Genomic DNA, 19,279 nt, shown 5'->3' on the forward strand with positions numbered 1-19,279 from the left:
AGCACCGTCCACTGCCGCGGCTGGCTCCTTGCTTCCGAACGAGCAGAGCCCAGGTCGCCACCTGGCGACCTGGGCTCTCGTTGCTCACCTGACGTCAGCGACCGCGACGGCTGCTTCCCGCGCGGGTGCCGGCCGAGAAGGCCGCCGCACCGGCGGGGCGACTGGCCGCGCCCGGCGTCGTGGTGGTGTAGCTCTTGGGCGCCGCACTGCCGCCACCGGAACCACCGCGACCCTTGCCCCGTGCCTGCCCCGGCCCGGAGGCGGCGCTGCGAGCCTGCCCCGGTCCAGAGGCGCCGCGGCGACGACCGCCGCCACCGCCACGACCCCGGCCACCGGCCGACGCGCCGTCGCCACCAGTACGCCGTACTGTCGCCGGCTGGGCGACGGGCCGCGCGGAGGGCTCGACGAAGGTGCGCTCGCCCGGGGCCAGCTCGGTCAGCAGCGGGTCACCGATCCGCAGCTTGGTCACGGTCGGCGCGATGCCGGCCTTGCGGGTCAGGTCGCGCACGTCGCGGACCTGGTCGTCGGTCATCAGCGTGACGACGGTGCCCTCGGCGCCGGCCCGCGCGGTCCGGCCCGAGCGGTGCAGGTAGGCCTTGTGCTCGATCGGCGGGTCGGCGTGGATCACCAGCGACACGTCGTCGACGTGGATGCCGCGGGCGGCGATGTCGGTCGCGACCAGCGTCTTGGCGGAACCGTCGGAGAAGGCCTCCAGGTTCCTGGTGCGCGCACCCTGGGACAGGTTGCCGTGCAGCTCGACCGCGGGCACCCCCTGGGCGATCAGCTTCTTGGTGAGCGACTTCGCGCCGTACTTCGTCCGGGTGAAGACCAGCGTGCGGCCGGGAGCCGCGGCCAGGTCGACCAGGACGGGCAGCCGGCTGTCCGGCTGGACGTGCAGCACGTGGTGGGTCATCTTGGCGACCGGCGACTGCGCCGAGTCGACGCTGTGCGTCACCGGCGACCGCATGAAGCGCTTGACCAGCACGTCGACGCCGGCGTCCAGCGTCGCCGAGAACAGCAGCCGCTGGCCGGTGGCGGGCGTCGCCTCCAGCAGCCGGCGCACGGCCGGCAGGAAGCCGAGGTCGGCCATGTGGTCGGCCTCGTCGAGCACGGTGATCTCGACCGCGTCGAGCTTCGCGTGCCCGGCCTTGACGTGGTCCTCGAGCCGGCCCGGGCAGGCGACGACGATGTCGACGCCCTTGCGCAGGCCGGTGATCTGCGGGCCGTGCCCGACGCCGCCGAAGACGGTCATCGTGCGCAGGCCGAAGGCGTCGGTCAGCGGGCTGATCGAGGCCTGGATCTGGGTGGCCAGCTCCCGGGTCGGCGCCAGGATCAGCGCGCGCGGCTGGTTCGGCCGGCGGCGGGTGCCGCTGGTGGCGAGCCGGGCGATCAGCGGCAGCACGAACGCGTAGGTCTTGCCGGAACCGGTCCGGCCGCGACCGAGCACGTCCTTGCCGGCCAGCGAGTCCGGCAGCGTCGCCGCCTGGATCGGGAACGGCTTGTGCACACCGGCCGCGGCCAGCGCGGTGACCAGCTCGGCCGGCAGACCGAGGTCGGCGAAGGTCAGGTCGTCGGAGACCACCGTCGCGGCGGCCTCGTCGTACCCGGCGTCGCTGGTCGGGGTACCGCTCGCCGGGGCGGCGGACCCGGTGGAACGGCCGGCGGACTGGCCGCCGGTGCCGCCGCCGGACGCGCGACGACGGCGGGGCCGGTCACCTTCCGTACGACGGTCGTTGCTCTGTGCATCAACCGCGGTCACGGTGCCGGCGGCTGCTGCGGGTTGGTTGCCACCGGCACCTGAACGGCGGCGGCGACGAGGGCGCGCCGGACCGTCGGAGCGGGCGGACTGAGTTTCGGGCGTGGGGCGGCTGACCGCCATGGAGTACTCCAGGTAAGTCGAAAGGGTCGTCCTGCCCGGCGCGGCATCGTGGCCGCGGCGCGTGGGGGTCGACTGCCAAATGGTCCGAGGCAGAACTGGGCGGACCGTCGCGAACCAGTATAGGTCACGGCCGGGTACCGGCGGCAGTGATCCCGGTCGCGGTAGGTTCCAGCCTGTGACTGCCGACGAGACAGCATTCCGGACCGATCCACCTCAGACCGGCGACGAACGCGATCTGCTGCAGGGATTTCTCGACTTCCACCGCGGCACCCTGCTCTGGAAGATCGCCGGACTGACCGGCGACGAACTTGTGCAACGGTCCGTCGAACCGTCCGGAATGAGCCTGATCGGGCTGGTCCGGCACCTGACCGAGGTGGAGCGGTACTGGTTCCACCTCTGCCTGGCCGGGCGGCCGGGCGTGCTGCAGCTGTGGACGTCCGAGCACCCGGACGGCGACTTCGACCTCGCCTCGGCGGCGACGGCCGAGCAGGACGTCGAGACGTTCCGCCGGGTGGTCAGGCAGTCCGACGAGATCGGCCGCGGCTTCGACCTCGATCACACGTTCACGAGACCGCGCCGCGACGGCGAGTACTCGGTCCGCTGGCTCTACCTGCACATGGTCGAGGAGTATGCCCGGCACAACGGCCACGCCGACCTGCTGCGCGAGCGGATCGACGGTCTGACTGGGGAGTGAATCCCAACACGCCCTGGTGAACTCGGTGACCGTGCAGAATCACGGCGGACGGGCTAGCAAGAGTCTCGGGGTGCTCGCGCGGGTCTTCGGCATAGGTGACGAGATTGCCGTCGTCCAGCAGGCCCAGATAGTCCCAGGCGGCCGTCGATGCTGCCTGCAAGGCCTGGGTGACGTCCAGGCCGTGCTCGGCGAGCAGAGCGATCTCCCGCGGGATCGAGCCGACGACGTCCGACCCGGCGAGCACCGTCACGCCGTACTGGGTGGCCAGCTCCAGCATTCCGGTCAGGTGCCTCGATCGCGCCCTTCGCCGGTCGATCTGCTCCTGTGACTCGCCGGGCCGGCCGCTCACCGACGCACAGAGCGTCGGCGTCCACGCGCCTCCCCGCGCCGCCAGGACGGCCAGGTCCTGCTCGGCAATGCTCGTTCCGTGCTCGATCGAGTCGACACCGACGCGGATCAACTCGCTCACGACCGGGCTGGTGGTGTGTGCGGCGACCCTGCCGCCCAGCGCGTGCGCCGCTGCGACGACCTGCTCGACCACCTCCAGCCCGTACGCCGCTTCGACGGCGCTGCCAGGGATCGGGCCGTCCGGGCCGACCTGCGGGAAGTCGCCGACCAGCTTGATCCAGGTCGCGCCGTCGGCCAACTCGGCCTCGACCGCGGCGATGAGCTGATCGGGCTCGACGGGCTCGTGCATGCGCGGGAAGTACTTGCCCTCCGGAGCCAGGAACCGCCCGGCGGCGAGCACGGCCGGCCGGTCCTCACGCGGTGACCTGGCGAGCGCCAACGTGACCTCCCGTCGTCCCCCGACGTCCCGAACAGCGCTGACGCCCGCCCTGGCAAGCTCGTCGAGGCGTGCGAGCGCCACGTCCTCGCCGGCCAGGAACGGGCCCTGCTCGTCGGTGTCGACGGTCAGGTGGCAGTGCGCGTCGACCAGGCCGGGCAGCGCGAACCGGCCGGGCAGCCGCTCGCGGTCTCCGGCGCCGAACGCGAGCCTGACCTGGTTGTCCACAGGCAGCGAGATTCCGTCGAAGACCCAGGTCGTCATCCTCGTATCTTCTCTGTCGAACGGGCGACCGGGCGGCACAATGCGACCATGCGGGACAACCTGACCACGCCGCCGGCCGAGTTCAGCAACCTGTGGGGTGGTCCGCCTCGACCGGAGCGGCCGCGCCCACGAGTTCACCGAGTGGTGGATGCAGGCTCCGTGATCGTGCCCGGGCAGATGCCGAGCGGGCGGATCCGGCGTACGATCGTCGACAGGCACGCAGGGTGCCACCGGTCCGCGGGAAGGGCTCAGCCCACCTGATCTCGAGGTTGTGCAGCACCAGGCCCACCTCCTTTCTCGCCTGACGACGCGGACAGCAGGCCTTCAGAGAGGAGGTCGCCATGCCGACCCGCCGTCTTCCCGACGCTCCGAACCTCGAGCACCTGCGCAACCAGGCCAAGACCCTGTTGCGTGAGGTCCGTGCCGGGGATCCCGAGGCCGTCGCGCTCGCCGAGCAGTTCCACCCGGTCGCGAACCTGGCCGACGCCCAGCTGGTGATCGCTCGCAGCTACGGCTTCCCCAGCTGGCCGCGACTCAGCCGGCATCTCGGGACCGTCGAGCAGTACAGCCGTTCACCGCACCACCAGAGCGTCGGTGGTCCCGTCGAGACTGCCGGACAGCGCGCCGACGAGTTCCTTCGGCTGGCAACGCTGCAGTACGGCCAGGATGATCCGCAGCGCCCCGAAGCTGCCGGGCAGTTGCTGTCCGCGTTCCCGGATGTTGCCGCGAGCAACATCTATACGCTGGTGGTCGCAGGTGACGTGGACGCGGTGCGCGCGGAGCTGCGCCGCCGACCGGAGCTGGCCAAGCACGAAGGTGGACCGTACCGCTGGGAGCCGCTCATGTACTTGGCCTACTCCCGGCTCGAGGTGTCGCCGTCGGCTCCGGTCGAGATCGCCCGCCTGCTGCTCGCGCACGGCGCCGATCCGAACGCGGGCTACCTCTGGCAGGGGCTGCCGTCACCGTTCACCGCGCTGACCGGCGCCTTCGGCCGGGGTGAAGGGGACCAGCCGCCGCACCAATGCCGGCTCGAGTTGGCGAGGGTGCTGCTGGAGGCCGGCGCCGATCCCAACGACAGCCAGACGATGTACAACTGCGGCCCCGGGTGCCCGCCGCCGTACGACGAGCAGCATCTCGAGCTGTTGCTGGAGTTCGGGCTCGGCCGGGGTGACGGCGGGCCGTGGCACGAGCGGCTGACCGTGGCCCACCCGACGCCGCAGGATCTGCTGGAGGACGAGCTGGTGTTCGCGTCCGCACAAGGACTGCTGCGGCGGGTGGAGCTGGTGCTTGCTGCCGGAGTTGATCCTGACGGGCGCGGTACGCGGCATCCCGCGTTCGGCCACCACCGGGCGTACGAGCTGGCCGCGATGCTGGGACATACCGAGATCGCGGAGTTGCTGCGGGCGGCCGGGGCTGCACCGCTGGACGACGTGCACACACTGTTCGCGGCGGTCTTCCGCGGTGAACCGGTGGCTGCCGATTCAGAGCTGGCCGGTCGGGCAGTCGATCGCGATCCGTACCTAGCTCTCCGCGCGGCGGAACTCGGCAGGACGGCAGCCTTGTCGCCGTTGAAGGAGCTCGGCTGGGACCTGAACGTGATGACGTCGGCGACACCGCTGCACCGCGCCGCCTGGAACGGACATCTCGAGACCGTGCGCAAACTCGTCGAGCTCGGCGCCGACCCGACGCTGCAAGATCCGACGTACCAGCACACTCCGCTGGGCTGGGCCAAGCACAACGGTCAGCAGGCGGTTGTCGGTTTCCTGTCCGGCCTGGGCGGGGGTGCATCGCCTAGGGAGTGAGGGCTTACGGGCTCACGGCGAGGAAGAGGAACGAGCTGAAGATCATCAGGTGGACCGCGCCCTGCAGCAGGGTGGCGCGTCCAGTGGCCAGCGTGAGCATGCTGACCACGACCGTCAGCGCGAACAGGACCATTTCCTTGCCGCCGAGCCCGAGCACCAGCGGGCCGGTGAGCCAGATCGAGGCCACGGCGATCGCCGGGATGGTCAGCCCGATGCTGGCCAGCGCGGAGCCGAGGGCGAGGTTGAGGCTGGTCTGCAGCCGGTTGCGCAGCGCGGCGCGGACGGCGGCGACCGTTTCGGGCAGGAGGACGAGCAGCGCGATGATCACGCCGACAACGGCCAGCGGCGCACCGGCCGACTCGACGGCGGACTCGAGCTTGGGCGACACCGTCTTGGCCAGCCCGACCACGGCGAGCAGGCAGAGGAAAAGCAGCACCAAGCTGCTCAGCGCCACCTTCGTGCTGGGCGCGGCGGCGTGGGTCTCGTGGTCCTCGTCCTCCTCCAGTTCGTCGCCGGCTTTCACCACCTCGTCGTCGGCCACCATCTCGTCGTGCGCCACCGCCGCGTCGGCGGACCTTTCGGCCGCGGCCTTGTGCGCTGCGGCGGACTCGGCTGCGGGCTGCTGCGCGGGCTCGACCGGAAGGAAGTAGTCGCGATGACGAATGGTCTGCACGAACACGAAGACGCCGTACATCACCAGCGAGACAACGCCCGCGAAGGCGAGCTGCGCACCGCTGAACGTGGCGCCCGGCGTACTGGTGGTGAAGGTCGGCAGCACCAGGCTGAGCGTCACCAGCGCCGTCATGACCGCAAGCGCACTGCCCGACGCGTGCACCCGGAACTGCTGCGTCCGGTGCCGCAGCGAGCCGACCACCAGCGACAACCCGAGAATGCCGTTGCAGGTGATCATCACCGCGGCGAACACGGTGTCCCGGGCCAGCGAGGCGGCCTTGTCCCCGCCGGAGGCCATCAACGTCACGATCAGCGCGACCTCGATCACGGTCACCGCGAGGGCCAGGATCAACGTGCCGAACGGTTCACCGACCCGGTGCGCGACCACCTCGGCGTGGTGCACCGCGGCGATCACCGCGGCCCCGAGACCGGCGCAGACCAGGATCACCAGGAACGCGCCCAGGTCCCGCCCCCAGGACAGCACCAGGACGACGAGTGCGAGCGGGGGCACGGCCAGACTCCAGCGCGGCAACCCATGGACCACGGAGTTCGTCATCCCCAGCGATTCTATGGGCCGGAGCGAAATACAGTTGGCTTCCGCCGCTGCCACCGTGATCCTTTTCGCATCGGATCGATGCATGCCGCACGACGCGGCCTCCGCACGGGGCGACCAGAAGGGAATGCCGTGAGCCCGGAAGCACTGCAGGTGAGGGACGCCGAGGACGCGGACTGGCCGGCCATCCTGCCCTTCTTCCGCGAGATCGTGTCGGCCGGCGAGACCTACGCCTACGACCCGGAGCTGACCGACGAGCAGGCCAGGTCGCTCTGGATGACGCCGTCCGGTGCGCCGCAGAGCCGGACCACGGTCGCGGTCGATGCCGACGGCACCGTTCTCGGCAGCGCCAACATGTACCCGAACCGCCCCGGCCCCGGCGCCCACGTCGCCAGCGCCAGCTTCATGGTCGCTGCCGCCGCCCGCGGCCGAGGAGTCGGCCGCGCCCTCTGCCAGGACATGATCGACTGGGCCGGCCGCGAAGGCTTCCGCGCCATCCAGTTCAACGCCGTCGTCGAAACCAACACCGTCGCCGTCAAGCTCTGGCAGTCCCTGGGCTTCCGCGTCATCGGCACCGTGCCCGAAGCCTTCCACCACCCGACGCACGGTTACGTCGGCCTCCACGTCATGCACCGGCCCCTCTGACTCCCGCCTGCCACGGTCCGAACGCGGGGTCGAGCGTCGCACCGGCGGCACGCGCGGGCGGTGCCTTCGGATCGCGGTTCGTGTTTGGATCGGTGGATGCAGGAGTCACGCGCGCGCAGGATGTGGCGGGTCCTCGAGCCGTACCACGCGATCACCTACTTCGCCCCGGACACCAGGCGGGCCACCGACGCGCTGGGGCTGCGCGGCGGCTGGATGAGCTACTTCGCCTGCCGCGCCGCTCCCCTCGGCCCCGTCGGCCCCGAGCTGGTCACCGCCGTCTTCTACACCTTCCACCCGAGCATGGTCGCCCGAGCGATCCCCGACGCCTGGACCCATGCATCCCCCGCCCAACTCGTCACCACCCGCCTGGGAGCCGTCGACAGGGCCCTGCACCGTCTCCTCCCGTACCTGGCATCACCAGCGCGCCGTACGCCGCCTGAGCCCCCGGTTCCTTCCACGCCGGACGCGGAGGCTTCCCCCAGGACGGAGGCGGAACCTCAGGGGAGGCGGAGTCCGGGTGAGGTCGAGGCGTGGGTGAAGCGCGCCGCGGAGGTGGCTCGGCGGGCGGCTGACCTCGCGCCGACCGCGGGTCGGCCGATGGCGGCGGCGAACGCGGCGCTGGAGTGGGCGGACGAGCCACACCTGGTGCTGTGGCAGGCGGCGACGATCTTGCGGGAGTCGCGGGGTGACGGGCATGTGAGCGCCTTGGTGAACGCCGGGCTGAGCCCGTGCCAGGCATGCCTGACGATCTCTGCGACAGGTGGGCCGTCGAAGGAGGTCTTCCAGCTGAACCGCCGGTGGAGCGACGACGAGTGGACCGAAGCCGCCGAGGACCTTCGAACGCGCGGGCTGCTGGACGCCGACGGCGCGCTGACCGAGCGCGGGCACGCAGTACGTCAGCAGGTCGAGGACACGACCGACCGCCTCGCCGAGCAGGGCTGGAAGGCACTCGGTCACGACAAGGCCGAGGAGCTCGACCGGTTGGTCCGGCCGATCAGCAGCAAGCTGATGACCTCAGGCTTCATCCCACCCGACAACCCCATGGCCCTCCGCTGGCCCACCTCCGAACTGACCTGACGCCACCGGCCACGTCCTGCGCGCCGGGACGCACGGGGCACAGGTATGCGCGGGGGCCGGGCGCGATGGGTAGGTATCGCGGGGGACGTGTGGGGAGGAGTTTGTCCGCGGGGTCAGCGGTTGTGGGGACCTCGGAAGGTTACGTAGAGGAGGGAGACGCCGGCGGCCGCTACGACGGGGCCGACGATGGCCCAGAAGGTGCTGCCGGTCATCGAACTGCCGCCGACGTAGCCGAGGCCCTGGAGCGTCCACAGCACGCCGGCGACGCACAGCAGGACACCGAGTGCGATCAGCACGATCTTCTTCATCTGGCAATCCCCTCGACCGACGTCGGTCGAGCCTAGTGCAGCGACATCCACAGGTTGGGACGACCCACACGAAGAGCTGGAGCGGGACCTGTCGACGCTAGGGTGAGTACCGTGCACCAGCATCTGATCATCTGCCCGCCGCCGCGCTCCTGAGCAGGGCGTCTGCCGGGCCCGGCCAGCCGAATGGCCGTGGCCCCACTCGGTGCTGCCTGTGAGCCGCTGATCCGCTGATGCCCTGCTTTGACGCTCTTTCCCTTTCTCTGCGTCGAAGCTGGAGCCCTTTCGCATGCCCTCACGCTTGTCCGTGACCGCTGCGCCCACGTCCCGGAACGGCATCACGCTGCTCGTTCTGGCCGGGGTGCTGTGGGGAACCGGCGGTCTCGCCGGTTCGATCCTTGCCTCTTCCACCGGCCTGACCCCGGTCGCTGTGGCCGAGTACCGTCTGCTCACCGGCGGCGCGCTGATCACCGGGTACGCCCTGGTGACCAGGCGGCTCGCCGGAGCACCGCGGGGTCCCGAAGCCCTGTTCCGCATCGCCACCGTCGGTCTGCTGCTGGCCTGTTTCCAGGCTGCGTACTTCGCGGCGGTCGCTGCCACCTCGGTCGGCCTGGCTACGCTCACCACGATGGTCGCGGTACCGATCCTGATCACCGCTGGGACGGCGTTGCTCGACCGGCGCCGTCCCGCCCGCCGGGCCGTCATCTCCCTGGTCGTCGCACTCGCGGGTCTGGTGCTGCTGATCGGTACGCCGACCGCGGGCGCACATCGGTTGGCCGGCACCGGTCTCGCGCTACTGGCCGCAGCAGGCTTCGCCGCGCTGTCGCTGGATCGCCGCGAGGCGTTACCCGGCCTGGACCGCATCAGCACGATCGGTCTGGGCTTTCTCGCCGGCGGTCTCCTGCTGCTGCCCGTCGCGTTGACCGTCGGCATGAGCATCCCAGTCCAGCCGGCGGCGATCGGTGCCGTGCTGTTCCTCGGCCTGGTTCCGACGGCGGTTGCCTACGGCAGCTACTTCACCGGCCTGCGCTACGCGGGTCCACGAGCTGCAATCATCGCTGTCCTCCTCGAACCGCTCACCGCAACCCTGCTTGCCGCACTCGTCCAGCAAGAGCAGCTAAGCGGTCCGCAGGTACTTGGCGCGCTCCTCATTCTGTTGTCGACCACGATCCGCCACAACGCCGCTGGCTGATTTCCCTCGGCCCCCTGAGCCGGCTACCGCTTGCTCAGGGGGCCACTCCCTCGGATGGCGACGGCCTCCGCGGTGGCGCTTCAACTGCGAAGGCCGGCGGCCGCGGCACGCAGTACGGCGTCGGTGAGGGCATTCAGGACCGGGGAGTCGAGTTTCCAGTACTGCCAGTACAGCGGCACGTCGACATAATTGCCAGGAGCAACTTCCACCAGCCGCCCGGCGGCCAGGTCGGGCTCGACGACCTCCTCCTCGATCATGCCCCATCCCAGCCCCAGCCCGATCGCCCGGACGAACGGCCCTGGGGCCGGGATCGTGTGCACGGGCGGATCGAGCCGGCGCCGGGTGACCTTGCGCAGCAGGCGGTGCTGGAGCATGTCCTTGGTGTTGAAGACCAGCATCGGCGCGTCGGCGAGGGCCTCGGCGAGCGGACGGCCCGCCAGCCAGCGTTCGGCGTACTCCGGGGTGGCGACCGACAGGTAGCGCATCCTCCCCAGTGGCCGGACCCGGCAGCCTTGGACCGGGCGCGGATCCGCGGTCACCGCCGCGAGCACGGTCCCGTCCCGCAGCAGTTCCGCCGAGTGGTCCTGGTCCTCCTGGCGCAGGTCGAAGGCTGTCACCAGCTCGCGCGGTACGTCGAGCAACGCGGGCAGGAACCACCCGTTGAGCGAGTCGGCGTTGACCGCGACAGGCAGCCGCAGCCCTTCCATCTGGCCCTTGACCGCGGCGATCGCCTCGACCTCGAGCAGCGAGACCTGACGGGCGAGGCGCAGCAACGCCTCGCCCGCCGCAGTACTCCGGGCCGGTTTGCCGCGCTGGATCAAGACCTGGCCGAGCCGGCTCTCCAGCGCCTTGATCCGCTGACTCACCGCCGACGGCGTGATCCGTAGCCGGCGCGCCGCCGCGTCGAAGCTGCCTTCGTCGATTACCGCGGCGAAGGTGTCGAGCTGTGCCGAGTCGATCTGCATACCTGCCAGCATATGAAGCTGAGCTAACCGGGGTGTAGAAACTTTAGCTGGCCTGCAAGAGGCCATCGTTCTACCGTCGGCAAAGTGATCCTTCTCGCCGGCTTTGTCACCACTTTGTCGATGATCGTCGCCATCGGCGCGCAGAACGCCTTCGTGCTGCGCCAGGGACTGCGTCGCGAGTACGTGCTGCCGGTGGTGCTGGTGTGCGCGCTCTCGGACGCGTTGCTGATCAGCGGCGGCATCGCAGGCCTCGGTGCGCTGCTGACCTCCAACCCCACAGCCCTCGCGATCGCCAAGTACGGCGGCGCGCTCTTCCTCTTCGGGTACGCCGCGGTGGCGGCCCGGCGGGCGTTCCGGCCGAGCAGCCTCACCGTGTCGGACCATGCCCCGGCTGCCCTGCGCACCGTCATCCTGACCTGCCTCGGTTTCACGTACCTCAACCCCCACGTGTACCTCGACACCGTGGTGCTGCTCGGTTCACTGGCCAACCAGTACGGCACGGACGGGCGATGGCTGTATGGGATCGGCTCGGTCAGCGCCAGCTTCGTCTGGTTCTTCTCGCTCGGCTACTTCGCCGGCAAGCTGGGCCCGGTCTTCGCCCGGCCGCGTGCGTGGCAGTTCCTGGACGGTGGCATTGCCGTGGCGATGGCCGGTCTCGCGACGTGGATGCTGACTGCCTGACCGACGACCCGGTCCGCCGGGACACTGTCGAGGTGGACGTGACCGTGCTGTGCGACGCCGTGGCCGTGTTCCCGGAGCCGATCGCGGAGGCGCTACCGGGCTGGTCGCCGGAGCAGCAAGCCTGGACCGAGTCGGAAGCACCCGGCAACGTCGCACCGGATGGTGGCTGGCTGCTGCACTTCCACTCCTACCTGGTCACGTCCGACCGGCATGCCGTCCTCGTCGACACCGGCATCGGCCCGGCGGGCGGTGAGGCGGCATTGTGGCTCGGCACCACCGGTCGCCTCCCTCGACTGCTGGAGAGCGCCGGAGTCGGTCCGGCCGAGATCGACACGGTTGTCCTGACGCACGTCCACCTCGATCACGCGGGCTGGAACACCGATGGCGACCACCCACGGTTCGCCAACGCGGAGTACGTCGTACAGCAGGCCGAGCTCGCTCATGCGCAGGACAGTGCGACGTACCGGAACCTGATTGAGCCGATCGCCGCAGCAGGCCAGTTGCGGGCGGTGGAAGGCCGGACGGCGGTCGCCGGTCTCACGCTGCTGCCGACGCCTGGGCACACTCCGGGGCATCAGTCAGTGCTTACAGACAGGGCTGTACTCGCCGGAGATGTCCTGGTCCATCCAGCTCAGGCGCGCTGGCCGGAGCTGGTGTACGTCTACGAGCGGAAGCCCGCTGTCGCGACGACCTCGCGCCGTGACTTGCTGCGGCTTGCAGCCGAGACCGGGCTGCCGATCGCGGCCGCCCACCCGCAGACGGCCCTCAGCGGGCAAGCGACCGGTGTGGCCGGCACCGCTTGTGCGGGTGGGCTGCTCAGGCTGTGATCAGCGGTAGCCGGTGGTGTCCGCCGGCTTGTCCGGGTCCTGCACCTCGACCAGGTAGCGCCAGGCGTCCGGCCGGCTGCCGTCGACGTCGGTGAAGCCGTAGACCTTGGCCAGCTGGCCGCTGGACAGCGACTGGCCGTTCCACCGCGCAACGTCGGGGTCGGCGGCGAGCGCCGCGACTGCTCGACCGACGTACGCCGGCGACTCCGAGATCGCGAAGTGCGGAATCCGCTCGGTCGCGTCGCGCCAGTTCTGCTCGGTCACGCCGAACTCGTCGAGCATGGCCTCCGAGCGCAACCAGCCCGGCGTCAACGAGACCGCGGTGGCACCGTGCGGCCCGAGCTCGTGCGCGAGCGAGAAGCCCATCCGGTTCACCGCGGCCTTGGCCAGGTCGTAGAAGAACGACACCCGGTAGTTCACCGCGTTGTACTCGTCGGTGCCGTCGGTCATCTCGATCACCAGCCCGCCCGGCTGCTTGATCAGCAGCGGCAGCGCGAAGTGACTGGTGATCGCGTGCGTCTCGACCGCCAGCCGGAACATCCGCAGCCCGACGTCGAGGGACGACTCCCAGACCGTCTTGTCCCACTCGATCGTGGTCGCGCCGAAGATGTCGTTGACCAGGATGTGCAGCGCACCCTGCTCGCGGTCGATCCGGGCGACCAGGTCCCGGACCTGGTCCCGCTCCAGGTGATCGACCTGGACCGGAATGCCGCGGCCACCGGCGCGGTCGACGAGCTCCGCGGTCTGCTCGATCGTCTCCGGGCGGTCCATCTCGGACCGCTGGGTGCGGGTCGTGCGGCCGGTGACGTAGACCGTGGCTCCGGCCGCACCCAGCTCGACCGCGGTGCCGCGACCGGCCGCCCGGGTCCCTCCCGCGACCAGCGCGACCTTGCCCTCCAAAGGCTTGCTCATTCCCGCCCTCCCAGTCAGCCATACAACGTATGATTTCTGTACCATACGGTGTATGAATACTGCTGGCAAGCCGGGCCGGCCGCGCACGGGTGAGCAGCGGCTCAGCCGTGCGGCGATCCTGGCGGCCGCGTTGCGCATCGTCGACGACGAGGGTCTGGAGGCGATGACGATGCGGCGGCTGGCCGCGGCGCTCGGGGTCAACCCGATGTCGATCTACCACCACCTGCCGAACAAGGCGGCGGTGTTCGCCGGTCTGGCCGAGCTCGTGTTCGCGGGGCTGGACGACGTCCGGCCGCGGCCCGGCGGACCCTGGCAGGACGAGGTGAAGGACGCTGCCCGGGCCTACCGGGCCGCGCTCAAGGCACACCCGAACCTCGCCTTACAGGTGCTGTCGGACCCCTCAGCGGTGTCGGACGTCGTGGTGGTGACGGTCGAGCCGTTCTACCGGGCGCTGGAACGCGGCGGGCTCCCGCCGCGGGCCATCTTCGAGTCGGTGAACACGATCGTCGACTTCGTGCACGGGTTCCTGCTCGGTGAGCTCTCCGTCCGGGCCGCGACGTTCGAGCTGGCGCCGGACCTGGTCGACCGGGTGCAGAAGCTGCCGGACGGAAAGGCGCCCGCGCTGACCCGGGTGGTGAACGCGCTGGGCCGGGACGGCCTGCACTACGACTTCGACGGCGGCTTCGAGTCGGCGCTGACCCTGCTGGTCAACGGCATCGAGTCGACCGCGGGCTGACCGGAATTCTTGGACCGCAGCCGGGAGATCGCGACGCCGAGCAGGCAGAGCGCGCCCCCGGCGTACGCCAGGGTGGCCGGCGTTTCGCCGAGCAGCAGCCAGCCGAGCACGATGGCGAGCGGCGGAACCAGGTACGTCGTGGCGCCCATCCGGCCGGCGCTCGTTCGGGCGAGGGCGTAGGCCCAGGTGGTGAACGCCAGCGCGGTCGGGAACGCGCCGAGGAACACCACCCACCAGATCGTCGCCGGCCGAGCGGCGGCGGTCTCCCGCACCAGAGCCGGCGCGAACGGCAGGCAACTGATCGCGCCGATCGTGCAGGCCAGCCAGGTCACCTCCAGCGCCGGAAGGCGACCCAGCAACGGCTTCTGCGCGACCACGCCCACGGCGTACGCGATGGCGGCGACGACGCAGAGGATGACGCTCCAGGTCTCGGCGGTGCCGTCGGACGAGGACACGCCGATCAGCAGGACACCACCGAAGGCCACCGCGCTGCCGATCACGAGCCGGCGCGGGAAACCCTCGCCGAGCAGCAGCCCGGCGAGCACGGCGATCAGCAGTGGGCCGATGTTGATCAGCATCGCGGTGGTGCCGGCGTCCAGGCGCTGCTCTGCGGCGTTCAGGGCGACGTTGTAGACACCGAACCAGAGCAATCCGCAGACCAGCAGCAGCTTCCAGTCCCGCTTCTCCGGCCATCGCCGGGGACGGCTGACGACGACGGCGCCCAGCATCAGGCTGCCCACGACCAGCCGCCCCAGCGACAGGGCGCCGGCGGAGAACTCGTGACCGACGTGCCGGATCGCGACGAACGCCGAGGCCCACAGCACCACGGTCACTCCCGCGGCTGCGGCCGCCAGCAGCCCTTGCCGTCGATCCGTCATCGCGGGCCGTGCCGTGGTCGCCATGCCTCGACCGTAGGGGCGGATCGCTTCGGCGGACACCGAATATTCAGCCAGCGGCTCCCTCCGTCTCCGCCGTCTCGCCCGGCGCGCGCGGCTCGCCCTGTTCGCCCGGCTCGGCAGCCTTCGGAGGCGGCAGGGCGGATCGGGTGATCAGCGCGGTGAGCAGCACCGGCACGGTCAGCCCGGCCATCAGCACCGGCAGTCCGACCCACACGGAGCCGACCGCGAAGCCGGCGTAGACGGCCACCGCGAACACCTCCGCGAAGAAGCCGGACACCGACGTGACGGTCGCCCGGGCCGGTCCTTCGATCGCGTCCTGCAACCGGGCATCGGCCACGATGATGACCAGCTGCATCACGCCGTAGCCGACGGCGATCGGCAGAAATCCCCCGGCGGTCCCGCTCAGCGACCCCCAGGCGATCAGCCCAGCGGTCACCGCCAGGCCGACGGCGAACACCGTCGCCGGCAGCCGGTACGCCGGTCCGCCCAGGGCTCCACCGATCGCCTGGGCCGCGACGGTCCCGGCGATCAGCAGCGGCACCAGACCTGTGGACGCACCCACTTCCCTGGCCAGCAAGGGGAAGTACTCGTCGAACGACAGGAATCCACCCAGCAGAGCGACCAGCGCGACCGCCTTGCGGACCGTTCTGCTGGTGGCTGCCTCGGTCAGACCCGAGCGCAGCATCAGCAGGTACCGTCCGAGCGCGGTTCGCCCGGTCCCGGGCGCCACCTCCTCGGTTTCGTCGGCGGAGGCGACCCGCGCCGCCTCCGGGAGGGACAGTGCGACAGCGACCTGCATGAGGCAGCTGAGCACGCTGAGAACGCCGACCAGCTGGTACCCGCCCAACTGGAACAACGGCGCCGCGAGCACGGTCGCGGTCAGGTTCATCACGAGCGCGGCCGATCGGGCCGTGCCCAGCAGCCGCGCGTACGTGCCGGTGGCACCACGCGCCGCCAGCTCGTCGTACACGAAGGCTTCGAAGGTGCCGGAAATCAGCGCGGATCCGGCGCCCCACAGCACGAAGCCGAGCGCGAAGCCGGCGTACGACGGCACGGTGATCCACGCCGCGTAGCCAAGACCGGTCAGGGCCGGGCCGAGCATCAGCAGCTTGCGGCGGGAGAACACGTCCGCCAGAGCCCCGGACGGGATCTCCAGCAGGAACGCGGTTGCCGACCAGATGATGAACAGGGTCGAGATCTCGGCGGCCGAGAGCCCGTGGTCCGCGAACAGCAACTGGTACAGCGGGTAGAGCGGAATCAGGTCCTGCAACGCCTCGTAGGCGACGACGCGGACGGACAGACTGGTGGGTCGGCGGTCAGGTCAAAGGTGTGGGCTCGGGAATCTCATGCACTGAATTTACCCGGACCGTCAGGCCACCAGCAGGTCTTTTGTGCCGGGTGTGGACAAGTGCAGCACCTGGTACCGCGTGCCCGGCACGATGCCCGGCTCGCCGCTCCACAAGGTGAACTGCACGAGCTCCCACCGCCCGGGATCCACCGCGATGGCCGAGCTGTGCACACCCGCCAGCTGCGCGGTCCGGCGCAAACCGTCCATCGCCTCGGCCACCGGCCCCGCGGGATCAACGTCCGGTGGCAGCTGAACGATGTGCTTGGTCGCCGCCACGGCCTGCTGGTCGACGTCCGGCCCGCCCAGCGCCTCCACTCCGGTCCAGTGCCGCACGCTCGGTCGTCCGAACGACCGGCAGATTCCGGTGAAGAACCCGCCACCCCACAGGAAGCGGCTCATCCCGGCGGTGTCGTTCCACAGGTAGAACGGCGCGTACTGGTTCACCGCGGCCCCGTTCGCCTGGTCCTGCACCAGGTACGCCTTCAGGCCCAGACCCTCGAAGTCGTCGGTCGCGTGACCACGCTCGAGCACACGGCGGCGGATGGTCCCCATGTCGTAGTCGGCCGGCAAGGTCAGCTCGTACTGCATCGCGTACACGGTGGCACCCTTCTGGTCAGCGTGTCGTACATACTAATAGGTACAGAACTAATCCCGGTGCGACGGACCACGAAATCGGCCAGGGTTGGAGCCATGACGGGTGCGAACGAGCGAGTGTGGTCCAAGCTGCCGGCGGGGAGCCGGGAGGCGCTGGTCGACGGGTTGAGTCCGTCCGACCTGCAGAGTGCGCTGCTGGAGGTGAGTCGTCTTCGGGCGGCGAAGGTGACGCCGGCGCGGGTGCTGGAGCGCTGGCGGCAGGACCGGTTCGTGCAGCCGTCGCAGACGGATCCGCGGGCGCTGGTGAAGACGCAGGCGCGGCTGTGGGAGCTGTTGCCGGAGCGGTTCGCCGGCGTCGAGCTGTCCCCGGTGACCCCGCTCGGGACCTGCTCGGCCGTCGCCACGGTCAACCAGAACAAGGTGCTCAGCACGACGCGCAACACCGAGGTGGCCAGCGACCCCACGAACGAGCTGGCCCTCGAGGCCGCCGTACGCCGGCGGGCCGGGGCGGCGCGGGTGGACCTCGCGACGTGCCAGCGGGTCGTCCGGGCCCAGGCGGCGGAAGGGCCGGGCATGTTCGCGCACTTCCAGCTTTTCGCGCTGGTGTCGACCGCGCGGGACACCGGGTCGGGCCGGTTGGAGGCCGAGCTGCTGCTGGACCACCTGCGCTACTGGCACGCCGTACTGGGCGACAAGGCGGACTTCAGCTTCACCACGTTCGCGCCGACGGCACTGCGCGAGCGGATCGACGACACCGTGCGTCCGGCCTTGCCCGTGGAGCTGATCGAAGACTCGCAGCGTGACAAGGGATCGAACTACTACACGGGGATCGCGCTCGGGCTGGGAATGGGCGGGGACGAGCTGGGCGACGGCGGCTTCACCCGGTGGACTGCTGATCTGCTGGGGGACGCCAAGGAGCGCTGCCTCATCAGCTGCATCTCCACGGAGCGACTGACGGCGCTCAGCCCCGCAGCCTGAGCAGAGCCGCGTCGGTGGGCGAGAAGCCGCAGGCTCCGACGTAGAAGTCGGTCAGGTGCGGCTCGTAGTCGACGTGCAGCCACTCGCAGCCCGCCGCGCGTGCCTCGTCGGCCGCTCGGGCCACCAGCAGCCGACCGATCCCCCGGCGACCGTGATCCGGGTGGACGGCGGTGTCCAGCACGAACGCGTGCGCGCCGCCGTCCCAGCAGACCTGGACGAAGCCGATCAGCTGCTCGTTGTCGAAGGCACCGACCCAGGTCAGCGCGTGCCGCTCCAGGCGAGCCGCCCACGGCTGGACGTCGCCGGCGGCAGACCCGAAGGCGAGAGCGTGCAGAGTCGACAGCACCTGGTCGTCGACGGGGAATCGGACTTTGAGCTCCATGGACCGTGAGCCTGCCGGACCGGCACCGGCTTGTCGATCTGGGGGTGTCTCCTGATTCCGCGCCGAGTGCCGCGCAGTAGGCGGGAATTGGGAGACACGCCCTAGTTTGCCTCGGTGCTGAGCAGGACGACTGTGCTGTCGCAAGTCAGCTCCAGCGCGTCGCGCGCGGCGCGGAGGCCCGCCAGGGTGGCCGCGCCGCTCGGTCCCGAGGAGATGCTTGCGGCAGCGAGGTCCTCGACAGCCCGTATCGCCTCGTCCTCTTCCACCGTCACCGACACGTCCATCCCGTCCCGCAGGACCGGCCAGGCCAGGCTGGACGGCGTACCGCAGTTCAGGCCGGCCATAACCGTGGTGCTGGTCTCCACTGTCACCGGCTGACCGGCGAGCAGGCTGCTGGTGATGCAGGCCGCTCGCGCCGGCTCTACGCCCAGCACGGCCGGCGCACTGTCCGTACTGCGGTAGTGAGTGACCGTGGCCTGGGCAACGGAACCGACGCCCATCGGTACGACGACCAGGTCGGGCCGCACGTCGATCTCGCGGAACAGGGTCGAGTAGCCGTCCACGATGTACTGCGGGATCACCTCGTAGCCCGGCCACGCGGAGTCCTGGATCAGCAACTGCCGCCCGGTCACCGCCGACGCCGCGGCAACCACCGCAGCGTCGTACGAGGTGGGTAGGACAGTGACCTTGGCGCCCTCGGAGCGGATCGCGTCGATCGCGGTCGAGCTGACCACGTCAGGCACGAACACGTGCGAGCGGAGGCCGAGCATGCGCGCTCGACGGGCTACGGCGCGACCGTGGTTGCCGTCAGTGGCAGTGACCAGTTCCTCGGTGCCGGGATGATCCTGCAGAGCGCGGTGGATCGCCCACCACGCACCGAGCGCCTTGAACGCCGGCAGACCGAGTCGATGCGACTCGTCCTTGACCAGTACGCGACCGACACCCAGCTCACCCGCCAGAGCCGGTACGGCGTGCAGCGGCGTCGGCGCGTAGTCGCTGAGACCCTGATGGAAGGCCAGCACCTCGGTGGGCGCAGGCGTGGTCCGCCAGGACCGGGCGGCCGGGCTGCGGTGGAGCAGGCGCGGCACTA

At 70.5% G+C, this 19,279-nt stretch carries 19 protein-coding genes and 1 pseudogene; 9 read left to right on the forward strand and 11 right to left on the reverse strand.

Going from position 1 to position 19,279, the window contains the following annotated elements:
- Positions 1 to 94: 94 nt before the first annotated feature.
- Complete coding sequence (locus KFLA_RS34340; RefSeq protein WP_012924451.1) at positions 95 to 1,759, reverse strand: DEAD/DEAH box helicase; 1,665 nt, start codon at positions 1,757 to 1,759, stop codon at positions 95 to 97.
- 199 nt (positions 1,760 to 1,958) lie between these two features.
- Here KFLA_RS34340 and KFLA_RS36980 point away from each other — a divergent pair.
- Positions 1,959 to 2,498 (forward strand): annotated as a pseudogene (locus tag KFLA_RS36980) (DinB family protein); the annotation flags it as partial.
- Here KFLA_RS36980 and KFLA_RS34345 read toward each other — a convergent pair.
- Positions 2,443 to 3,621, reverse strand: coding sequence for an amidohydrolase family protein (locus KFLA_RS34345; protein WP_049797482.1), 1,179 nt, complete (start codon positions 3,619 to 3,621; stop codon positions 2,443 to 2,445). The pseudogene KFLA_RS36980 and the gene KFLA_RS34345 sit on opposite strands and share 56 nt — an antisense overlap.
- 341 nt (positions 3,622 to 3,962) lie before the next feature.
- On the opposite strand from KFLA_RS34345, the gene KFLA_RS34350 reads away from it, so the two are divergent.
- Positions 3,963 to 5,423: an ankyrin repeat domain-containing protein gene (locus tag KFLA_RS34350; RefSeq protein WP_012924454.1), complete on the forward strand. Its 1,461-nt coding sequence runs from the start codon at positions 3,963 to 3,965 to the stop codon at positions 5,421 to 5,423.
- 4 nt (positions 5,424 to 5,427) lie between these two features.
- On the opposite strand, the gene KFLA_RS34355 is transcribed toward KFLA_RS34350, so the two are convergent.
- Positions 5,428 to 6,651, reverse strand: a complete 1,224-nt coding sequence (locus KFLA_RS34355; RefSeq protein WP_012924455.1) for a calcium:cation antiporter — start codon at positions 6,649 to 6,651, stop codon at positions 5,428 to 5,430.
- Positions 6,652 to 6,801: 150 nt separating this feature from the next.
- On the opposite strand from KFLA_RS34355, the gene KFLA_RS34360 reads away from it, so the two are divergent.
- Together KFLA_RS34360 and KFLA_RS34365 are read left to right on the forward strand one after the other, a co-directional pair.
- Positions 6,802 to 7,293 carry a GNAT family N-acetyltransferase gene (locus tag KFLA_RS34360; RefSeq protein WP_237706667.1) on the forward strand — a complete coding sequence of 164 codons (492 nt, stop codon included), beginning with the start codon at positions 6,802 to 6,804 and terminating at the stop codon, positions 7,291 to 7,293.
- A gap of 96 nt (positions 7,294 to 7,389) precedes the next feature.
- A complete protein-coding gene (locus KFLA_RS34365; RefSeq protein ID WP_012924457.1) occupies positions 7,390 to 8,370 on the forward strand; it encodes an SCO6745 family protein in 981 nt (326 codons plus the stop codon).
- A gap of 113 nt (positions 8,371 to 8,483) precedes the next feature.
- Here KFLA_RS34365 and KFLA_RS34370 read toward each other — a convergent pair whose 3' ends face one another.
- A complete protein-coding gene (locus KFLA_RS34370; protein ID WP_012924458.1) occupies positions 8,484 to 8,678 on the reverse strand; it encodes a hypothetical protein in 195 nt (64 codons plus the stop codon).
- A gap of 304 nt (positions 8,679 to 8,982) precedes the next feature.
- Here KFLA_RS34370 and KFLA_RS34375 point away from each other — a divergent pair, with 304 nt between their 5' ends.
- Complete coding sequence (locus KFLA_RS34375) at positions 8,983 to 9,867, forward strand: DMT family transporter (protein ID WP_202797057.1); 885 nt, start codon at positions 8,983 to 8,985, stop codon at positions 9,865 to 9,867.
- 80 nt (positions 9,868 to 9,947) lie between these two features.
- On the opposite strand, the gene KFLA_RS34380 is transcribed toward KFLA_RS34375, so the two are convergent.
- Positions 9,948 to 10,832: a LysR family transcriptional regulator ArgP gene (locus KFLA_RS34380; RefSeq protein WP_041289618.1), complete on the reverse strand. Its 885-nt coding sequence runs from the start codon at positions 10,830 to 10,832 to the stop codon at positions 9,948 to 9,950.
- 84 nt (positions 10,833 to 10,916) lie between these two features.
- Between KFLA_RS34380 and KFLA_RS34385 the strand changes: the two genes are divergently transcribed.
- Both KFLA_RS34385 and KFLA_RS34390 read left to right on the forward strand, forming a co-directional pair.
- Entirely contained in the window at positions 10,917 to 11,513 is a 597-nt protein-coding gene (locus tag KFLA_RS34385) for a LysE/ArgO family amino acid transporter (protein ID WP_012924461.1), read from the forward strand.
- Positions 11,495 to 12,340: an MBL fold metallo-hydrolase gene (locus KFLA_RS34390; protein ID WP_012924462.1), complete on the forward strand. Its 846-nt coding sequence runs from the start codon at positions 11,495 to 11,497 to the stop codon at positions 12,338 to 12,340. Before KFLA_RS34385 ends, KFLA_RS34390 begins: the two co-directional genes overlap by 19 nt.
- On the opposite strand, the gene KFLA_RS34395 is transcribed toward KFLA_RS34390, so the two are convergent.
- Positions 12,341 to 13,252, reverse strand: coding sequence for an SDR family oxidoreductase (locus KFLA_RS34395; protein ID WP_012924463.1), 912 nt, complete (start codon positions 13,250 to 13,252; stop codon positions 12,341 to 12,343). It lies immediately after the preceding gene.
- 52 nt (positions 13,253 to 13,304) lie between these two features.
- Between KFLA_RS34395 and KFLA_RS34400 the strand changes: the two genes are divergently transcribed.
- Positions 13,305 to 13,988: a TetR/AcrR family transcriptional regulator gene (locus KFLA_RS34400; protein WP_012924464.1), complete on the forward strand. Its 684-nt coding sequence runs from the start codon at positions 13,305 to 13,307 to the stop codon at positions 13,986 to 13,988.
- On the opposite strand, the gene KFLA_RS34405 is transcribed toward KFLA_RS34400, so the two are convergent.
- The 3 genes from KFLA_RS34405 to KFLA_RS34415 form a co-directional block, all read right to left on the reverse strand.
- Positions 13,916 to 14,890, reverse strand: coding sequence for a DMT family transporter (locus tag KFLA_RS34405; RefSeq protein WP_012924465.1), 975 nt, complete (start codon positions 14,888 to 14,890; stop codon positions 13,916 to 13,918). The two genes, KFLA_RS34400 and KFLA_RS34405, sit on opposite strands and share 73 nt — an antisense overlap.
- A 43-nt stretch (positions 14,891 to 14,933) precedes the next feature.
- Complete coding sequence (locus KFLA_RS34410; RefSeq protein WP_148256812.1) at positions 14,934 to 16,157, reverse strand: MFS transporter; 1,224 nt, start codon at positions 16,155 to 16,157, stop codon at positions 14,934 to 14,936.
- Positions 16,158 to 16,256: 99 nt separating this feature from the next.
- The gene (locus tag KFLA_RS34415) at positions 16,257 to 16,823 is read right to left on the reverse strand and encodes a DUF4865 family protein (protein WP_012924467.1); all 567 of its coding nucleotides are present in this window, start codon (positions 16,821 to 16,823) and stop codon (positions 16,257 to 16,259) included.
- Positions 16,824 to 16,925: 102 nt separating this feature from the next.
- Here KFLA_RS34415 and KFLA_RS34420 point away from each other — a divergent pair, with 102 nt between their 5' ends.
- Positions 16,926 to 17,807 carry a hypothetical protein gene (locus tag KFLA_RS34420; protein ID WP_012924468.1) on the forward strand — a complete coding sequence of 294 codons (882 nt, stop codon included), beginning with the start codon at positions 16,926 to 16,928 and terminating at the stop codon, positions 17,805 to 17,807.
- Here KFLA_RS34420 and KFLA_RS34425 read toward each other — a convergent pair.
- On the reverse strand, positions 17,791 to 18,189 hold the full coding sequence (locus KFLA_RS34425) for a GNAT family N-acetyltransferase (protein WP_012924469.1): 399 nt from the start codon (positions 18,187 to 18,189) through the stop codon (positions 17,791 to 17,793). The genes KFLA_RS34420 and KFLA_RS34425 overlap by 17 nt on opposite strands.
- 101 nt (positions 18,190 to 18,290) lie before the next feature.
- Positions 18,291 to 19,277 carry a pyridoxal-phosphate dependent enzyme gene (locus KFLA_RS34430; RefSeq protein WP_012924470.1) on the reverse strand — a complete coding sequence of 329 codons (987 nt, stop codon included), beginning with the start codon at positions 19,275 to 19,277 and terminating at the stop codon, positions 18,291 to 18,293.
- Positions 19,278 to 19,279 lie beyond the last annotated feature (2 nt).

It is taken from the genome of Kribbella flavida DSM 17836, from assembly GCF_000024345.1.
Taxonomy (GTDB): Bacteria; Actinomycetota; Actinomycetes; order Propionibacteriales; family Kribbellaceae; genus Kribbella; species Kribbella flavida.